This is a genomic window from Planococcus sp. A6, from assembly GCF_028823615.1.
Classification (GTDB): domain Bacteria; phylum Bacillota; class Bacilli; order Bacillales_A; family Planococcaceae; genus Planococcus.
On record NZ_JAPEHT010000150.1, the window covers coordinates 1 to 7,039 of the forward strand.

General features: G+C 51.8%; 10 protein-coding genes. All 10 read right to left on the reverse strand.

The window, feature by feature from the left end; translation table 11 throughout:
- Window positions 1–13: 13 nt before the first annotated feature.
- Entirely contained in the window at window positions 14–643 is a 630-nt protein-coding gene (locus tag ON064_RS16085; RefSeq protein ID WP_274625562.1) for an NUDIX hydrolase, read from the reverse strand.
- Entirely contained in the window at window positions 633–1,103 is a 471-nt protein-coding gene (locus tag ON064_RS16090) for a GNAT family N-acetyltransferase (protein ID WP_274625563.1), read from the reverse strand. The genes ON064_RS16085 and ON064_RS16090 overlap by 11 nt, the downstream gene beginning before the upstream one ends.
- 27 nt (window positions 1,104–1,130) lie before the next feature.
- Window positions 1,131–1,889, reverse strand: coding sequence for a hypothetical protein (locus ON064_RS16095; RefSeq protein WP_274625564.1), 759 nt, complete (start codon window positions 1,887–1,889; stop codon window positions 1,131–1,133).
- 95 nt (window positions 1,890–1,984) lie between these two features.
- Entirely contained in the window at window positions 1,985–2,335 is a 351-nt protein-coding gene (locus ON064_RS16100; RefSeq protein ID WP_058382060.1) for a PilZ domain-containing protein, read from the reverse strand.
- 26 nt (window positions 2,336–2,361) lie between these two features.
- Complete coding sequence (locus ON064_RS16105; protein WP_158290799.1) at window positions 2,362–2,796, reverse strand: YaaR family protein; 435 nt, start codon at window positions 2,794–2,796, stop codon at window positions 2,362–2,364.
- A 13-nt stretch (window positions 2,797–2,809) separates the two neighbouring features.
- Complete coding sequence (locus ON064_RS16110) at window positions 2,810–3,223, reverse strand: DUF6115 domain-containing protein (RefSeq protein ID WP_274625565.1); 414 nt, start codon at window positions 3,221–3,223, stop codon at window positions 2,810–2,812.
- Window positions 3,224–3,244: 21 nt separating this feature from the next.
- The gene (locus ON064_RS16115) at window positions 3,245–4,003 is read right to left on the reverse strand and encodes a FliA/WhiG family RNA polymerase sigma factor (protein ID WP_274625566.1); all 759 of its coding nucleotides are present in this window, start codon (window positions 4,001–4,003) and stop codon (window positions 3,245–3,247) included.
- Window positions 4,004–4,030: 27 nt separating this feature from the next.
- Window positions 4,031–4,888 carry a MinD/ParA family protein gene (locus ON064_RS16120; RefSeq protein WP_274625567.1) on the reverse strand — a complete coding sequence of 286 codons (858 nt, stop codon included), beginning with the start codon at window positions 4,886–4,888 and terminating at the stop codon, window positions 4,031–4,033.
- The gene (flhF, locus tag ON064_RS16125; RefSeq protein ID WP_274625568.1) at window positions 4,881–5,981 is read right to left on the reverse strand and encodes a flagellar biosynthesis GTPase FlhF; all 1,101 of its coding nucleotides are present in this window, start codon (window positions 5,979–5,981) and stop codon (window positions 4,881–4,883) included. Before flhF ends, ON064_RS16120 begins: the two co-directional genes overlap by 8 nt.
- Window positions 5,978–7,039: FHIPEP family type III secretion protein (locus tag ON064_RS16130; protein WP_274625569.1), on the reverse strand; the 1,062-nt coding region annotated here is incomplete at its 5' end. The genes flhF and ON064_RS16130, both read right to left, overlap by 4 nt.

Here is a 7,039-nt window from a genome sequence, read left to right on the forward strand (position 1 = left end):
TTTTGTTTTCTGCTTAACAATCCATCAAGTGCCGGCGGATGCGAATCGCCACTTGTTTCCAATACGACGGTTGATGCGGCACGAAATCGGACAAGCTGAGCTTTTGCTGGAACGGTTGCCTGCCTTCTTGTGTTTCAGTAAACCCGAAGGCATCGATTGTCTCCGTTTGCTTCATGCACAATTCAAAGAATGCCTGGAAATCCACAGCCGCCATGCCCGCTACTTCCTCCGGCTGCAGGCAATAATCCGCCAAATCCATTTGCGTGCCTTCGTATAAATGAATGTAAGCCCGCTCACGATCGGTGAATCCAGGTAGCGAAATCTCATCGTTCACTACACCAAGCGGCGTCAATTGCTCAAACGCCAGCGTGAGGCCAAGCTCTTCCTCGATTTCACGCACGCCGTCTTTCATCGTTTCATGCGCTGCAATATGGCCCGCTGCCGTAATGTCAAAAAGCCCGGGAAAATCCGCTTTATCCTGGCTCCTCAACTGGAGGTGAATCCGGGTGCGGCCCAATTCCCTTGAGACGACCCAGCAATGAAAAGTCTCGTGCCACAAACCTTGCCGGTGGACTTCATCACGAGTCGCGACGCCTGTCAGCGCGCCCTCTTCTGTCACGCAGGCGATTTTTTCAATAGCCATCGCGCAATCTCCAAAACACCAATTCTTTCGACTGCGCAGTGCGTTCAAACCCCAGTTTTTCGAGCACGCGGATCGACGGCAAATTGTCTTCGTAGCATTCCGCCGTCACTTCTCGCACTTCCGGAAATGAAAAAGCCCAATCGATCAAGCCTTGCACACCTTCTGTGGCATAACCGTTTCCTTGATACGACTCTTTTACACCATAGCCGATCTCCACTTTTCCGGCTTTATCCGGACGCCCTTTAAACCCCATATCGCCAACCGGCGCGCCGGATCGATCGAAAGCGATCCATGCGCCCCAGCCATAAAGCCGCTGGTCTTGTTTCAAATCATCTAAATGCAAGCTGATATGCGCGCCCATTTCGTAGCTGCCGTATAAATTGCGGTACAGTTCTTCCGTGATCGGCACCAGCTTCAGCCGCTCTGTCTGGATTTCTTTTGGTAATGAATTGGTGTTCATGCATTATGCCTCCTTGCCTTGCTTTGCTCAGTCCATGCTTTTGTAAAATGCGAGTGCTTCTTCTATTATATCGCGGTCATACCCTGACCGCTCATGAATGCGCTCCACCCATGCGTCAAAGGAAGGCGCAGGCTCTTCCTGGAACAAGCCCTTGCTCGTGCTGAGCTCGCTGTGCCAATCGCCGAACTCCCAATGTGCCACTTCGCCTTCAAAAGGGACACGGACTTCGATGAGCGGCGTTTTGCCGAGCTGATGCTGCGAATACTCCGCTGCCTGCCAGAAGGCTTCTTCGCCGACTGGGTCGAGTGAATATTTCTGCACCGACAATTTGCCGCCCGGCCGTTGATAAATGATCGTCATGCCATCCGGCTCAGCCGACAACTGCACGTCCGCTCCTGGAAAAAATCCTGATTGCGGGGCATCCGAGAAAGCCGGATCTTGCGTATCCACTAAAATCGGCTGTATCCACTGGTCTCCTAAATCACACAGAAAACGCCTGCCCGTGTCATCAAGTGCCAATACCGCTGCATGCGCTCCTTCTGTGCTGAGTTCTGAACCGACCGCATATGCCTCGATTCCTGCCTCGCGAAATTCCGCCATCAGCCAAAGCGCCAAGTCGAAGCAATTTCCGCCAAGCCCATGCGCTTCACGATGCTCCCGCATTTGCTCAACGCTGCGCTGCTTTTTCAATCCAGCCCGTTCGTAATTCCAGGCTTTCACTAAATTATCCATCGGCAACCCGTCAAAGCGCCGCCATACATTCAGAAGATGTTCACCTGCCCGCATTTCTCGATCCCCTCTCCTCATCCATCTTCCATTACTTTCGATTCGAGACATCTATATTCCTGCATGAAAAAAAGAAGGCCGGAGCCTTCCTTTACTTAATCGTTCAACACGCTTTTTCTTTTGCGGATCTGGTATGTATTTAATTGCTGAAATAATTTTGATACAGAACGCTGGCCAGCATTGAATTGCACTGCATATTCAAAATTATGCTCTTTGGCCACTTTTCGGATGATTTTCCCTTCCAATTGGAAAGGTTCGCCGAGCAATTCGAAGCTGCAGATGACCTGTTCATACAGCGCGAAATCAAGATAGGCTTCAAAAACGAGCCCTCCGGCACTCAAGCTGGAAATATCTACAAGAACCTCTTCTTTTTCAGAAAGCCCTACCTTTCCAGTAATCGCGCGGACAAAAGACACGCGAAAAAATTCCCTGCGGTTATCGCTCACATTGTTTCTCCCTTTCCCCAAGCTTGTTACATATACAGATTGAGCAGCAAGCCTTTTATTTCTCCTACTGTTTCCAGTATGCCAATATATTCCACTTCATTATCTAATAATTGATCCTGAAGCGCAATTACTTTTTCGTCGATGACCTTTACGATTTGTTGAGGCGGCGCCCCTTCTCCAAAACCGGATGCAGTTTGGTCGCTCAACTGGATTCCGTGGCGAAGCGATTCTCCGAGAAATTGCTTAATGGATTGTTTATACGCAACCAAATTCTCCAGAGTCCGGTGTTCTGCGAGGCGTTTTCCGCTCTTTTCGACATTCGCGAGTAGCGGCGTGAGCGCATCCCGCCTCAGCTCAGTCCGCGACTGTTTCATGGCCTCTGCAAATGCGCCGCCTGGCGGTTTGGCAATTGCTGTATTGGGTTGTTCCGAAGGCCTAGGCCTTGCTGCATCAATGCGCATCTCCATGTCCCACCTATCGAATCTGTCTTTTCTTCTCTAATTGGACGGCGACTTCCGCTTCGCCGATTGGCAACTCCAATAGCTTAGCGATATGGGCAGCCGAGAAGCCTTGTTTCGTGAGCTGCCGCACTTTTTCGCGCCGGCTTGTTTCCACCGGAGGCTGATCGGCGGAGAAATCTGCGCTTTTCGGCTCTTCTGCTTTATGATCCGCTTTTTCCCACTGCGCCACTTTCGCTTCCGTCTGCTCCAGCCGATCCATCAATTTATCGTATAAGGCATCATTTTCCTGTTCGACGGCTGTGATGAATTCCGCCATGGCCGCTTCGAGCCGTTCGGATTCCTGTTCGACCATCAGCTTTCTCGACATCATCAGTTTGACGTTCAGCAATAACAATAAAGTGCTGACCACTATCAACAGTGCTACCATCTGCTCCCTGCTTTCCCTCGATTAATAATGTTCATGAACCGATAGCATCGCTGCGTGCAACCGGAGCATCGCTTTCGAATGCAATTGCGACACCCTGGAAACGCTGAGGCCGAGAATTTCCGCGATTTCGGTCAGCTTCATTTCTTCAAAATAACATAACGAAACTGTTAATTTCTCTTTTTCCGGCAATGTGGCAATGGCTTTCGCTAACGCCTCTTTGGTCATCTGCCCAGACAGCTCGCGTTCCGGCGAACCGCTACTGGCGCGCGGCATGCGTTCTTCCACGTTCGCCTGGTCGTCATCCATCGACAGCATTGCCGACAAGGCAGCTTCCGAGACGGCACGGTTCAATTCTGCCGGGGTCATCCCCAAGTATTCGCTCACTTCCTGGTCACTGGCACTCTCGCCTTTTTGTTGTTCCAATTCGGCGTACGCTTTCTCGATTTTCTTCACTTTGTCCCGCAATGAACGCGGCAGCCAATCGCTTTTCCGGAGGCCGTCGATGATCGCCCCTTTGATCCGCCACGCGGCATAGGTTTCGAATTTCCAGTCTTTCTCCGGCTTGAATTTATCGAGTGCGTCCAGCAAGCCTTCATAGGCGTAGCTTCGGACTTCATCTTTGTCGACGGTTTTCGGCAGGCTGATAAGAAAGCGTTGAATCACATAATCCACCAAGGGCAAATACTTCGCGACTAAATAATCGCCGGCATCCTGGTCCCTATGCTGCTGCCAGTTGCCCCATTGTGCTAGTTCTGCATTCGACAATTTCTGATTTACCAAGCTGTCCACCCCACTTCCGCTATGCCTTTATTTGAAGAATAATTTCATGACGAATCCCCGAAGCCCAATCTTGAATGGCGACGGCAACTCCAGGTACTGTGCCGCGAGCGTACGCATCGCTTTGCTCACCGAACTGCCCGGATGCGCCAACAAGAACGGTTCCTGCTTTTTCACCGCTTGCGGCACATGGAGGTCTGATGGCAATATGCCGAGCGTCCGGATGTCTTTATCCAGGAAGCGCTGTGCGACTTCCGCAAAGTTTTCGGCTGTCTGCCGCCCTTCTTTGCCGTCGGTGCATTGATTGACGACGAGGCGGATGGCCAGGTCCGAGTCTTTGGCGTGCATCATCTTGACGACCGAATAGGCATCGGTGACCGACGTCGGTTCAGGCGTCGTGACCAACAGCACTTCATCCGCGGCGAGCAGAAAACGCATATTGTTCTCCGACAATCCCGCTCCCGTATCGAGCAGCACAAAATCCACTTTTCCTTGCAGGCTGCCGAGCTGTTCCATAAAACGTTTCATTTTATCGGCATCGAGTTCAAACAGTCCCGAAAACCCTTGCCCTCCGGCAATCAACTGCAAGCCGAGCGGGCCGCGCTCAATCACGTCTTCGATTGCCAATTGCTTGTCGAGCATGCCCGCAATCGTTTCGCGTGGCGCATGGCCGAACAAGATATCGATATTGGCAAATCCCAAATCGACGTCGATGATCAACACCGATTTCCCTTGTTCGATCAATGCGAGCGCGAAATTCAAGGTGAAATTCGATTTGCCGACGCCGCCTTTACCGCTTGTCACAGCCAGCACACGCGTATTGCGTATGCTTGGCTTCGTATTCTTACGGGACATCTTCTCTCTTAACTGAACGGCCTGGTCACGCATGGCGCAGCTCCCCTGCAATGTAATCAGCGATGCGCCCAGGCGTTGCCGCAACCAAATCATCCGGCACGTTTTGCCCTGTCGCGATGCGGCGAAGCGGTATCCGGTAGCGGTGCAATAAATTAAGGATGACCCCGGCAGAAGCCGTTTCGTCTTTTTTTGTCAACAATAACTCATCGATCGACAGCGCTTCGAAGTTGCCGATGATCTGGACCATGTCTTCATATTTTGCCGTCATGCTCAATACTAGAGTCGTATAGATATGCTGCGTTTCCGGCAGCAGCTTCTGTAAATCTTCAATGTATTCGGCCTGCTGGTAGTTGCGCCCTGCGGTATCGATCAAAATGACGTCGCAGGCTTTTAAGGCATCAAGTGCTCCGGCCAGTTGTTCACGCGATTCAACCACTTCGACCGGCACATCCAGGATTTCGCCGTAAGTTTTCAATTGAGCCACGGCTGCGATGCGATACGTATCGGCGGTGATCAAACCGACGGAGCGTTTATGTTCCAGCAGTTGCTCAGCCGCGACTTTTGCGATGGTCGTCGTTTTGCCGACACCAGTCGGGCCGATAAAGCAAGCGATCGAAGGCGAGTCATTCTTGACGGCTTGTTGATGCTGCTCAATAAAGCGGACGAGCTCCGCATGGAACGCCTCCTGTACCGGCTCTTCATTTTCCGATGCGTGCAGCAATTTGGAGAGAAGCTCTGTCTGGACCGCTTGTTCGACACCTTGCTTTTCCAGCAAGCTTCGCAGTGGACGCAATGATTCAGGCAGCCGATCTTCCGGCCCTTCGTGCATCATGAGCCGCTTCAAGCTTTGCAGCTCTTCCATCAACGCATCGTTTTCCTGGCTCTTTGCCACTGGCGCCTCAGCAACTGCCGGTTGCGCTTCGACTGGTGCAATAGCTTTTGGAGCCAGCTGTTCCTCCGTTTCGGCCACTGCGGTCACTTCCAAACAGTCTTTTCGGAACAAGCCGAACAAGCCGCCGGTTTTCACTTTTTTTGTATTGAGGATGAGGGCATCATCGCCCAAATCTCTTTTGATGAGCACCATGGCTTCGGGCATCGTAGTGACTCGGTAAGTTTTTAATCTCATGGGATATTCACGACTCCAACACTTTGGATTTCAATTTCAGGCTCCAACTCGTTATAGGACAACACTGGCAGATCCGGCGCGAAGCGTTCCACGAACTGGCGCATATAGATGCGGATCGCAGGCGAAGTGAGCAGAATCGGCTGGACGCCGTTTTGTTGCAGCTGCCCTGCCTGCTCGGTGATTTTCTGGAAAATCGTCTGGGACGATTCCGGGTCGATCGACAGGTAATTGCCTTGCTCGGTGCGGTGGACCGAATCGGCGAATTTCTTCTCTAAGCTTGCTCCTGCCGTGATGACTTTCAATGCCTCGTTATCCGGCGCATACTGGCGGGTGATTTGTCTCGCGAGTGCCTGGCGCACGTATTCCGTCAGCAAATCGACATCTTTCGTCTGCGGCGCGTAATCGGCCAAGGTTTCCAAGACGACCAGCAAATTGCGGATCGACACTTTTTCCTTCAATAATTTCATGAGCACTTTTTGCACTTCGCCGATGCTCATCAAATTGGGAATCAATTCTTCGACGACGGCTGGAGAAGAATCACGGATGTTTTCGATCAATGATTTCACTTCCTGGCGGCCGACGAGTTCATGCGCATGGCGTTTGATGATTTCTGTTAAATGCGTCGAGACGACAGACGGCGGATCGACGATGGCGTATCCCGCCATTTCTGCTTCTTCTTTCATATCTTCATCGACCCACAGTGCCGGCATACCAAATGCAGGCTCGACCGTTTCGATGCCAAAGACGTTTTCATCATCGACTCCTGGGCTCATCGCAAGATAATGGTCGAGCATGATATCGCCGCGCGCGACCCGGTTGCCTTTGATCTTAATAACGTATTCATTCGGCTGCAGCTGGATATTATCGCGGATGCGGATGACCGGAACGACGATGCCGAGTTCCATTGCGCATTGGCGGCGAATCATGATGACCCGGTCCAAGAGGTCCCCGCCTTGGTTTTTATCAGCGATTGGAATCAAGCCGTAACCGAACTCGAATTCGATCGCATCGACGTGCAACAGGTCGGTGACGCTTTCCGGACTCTTCAGATCAGCCGC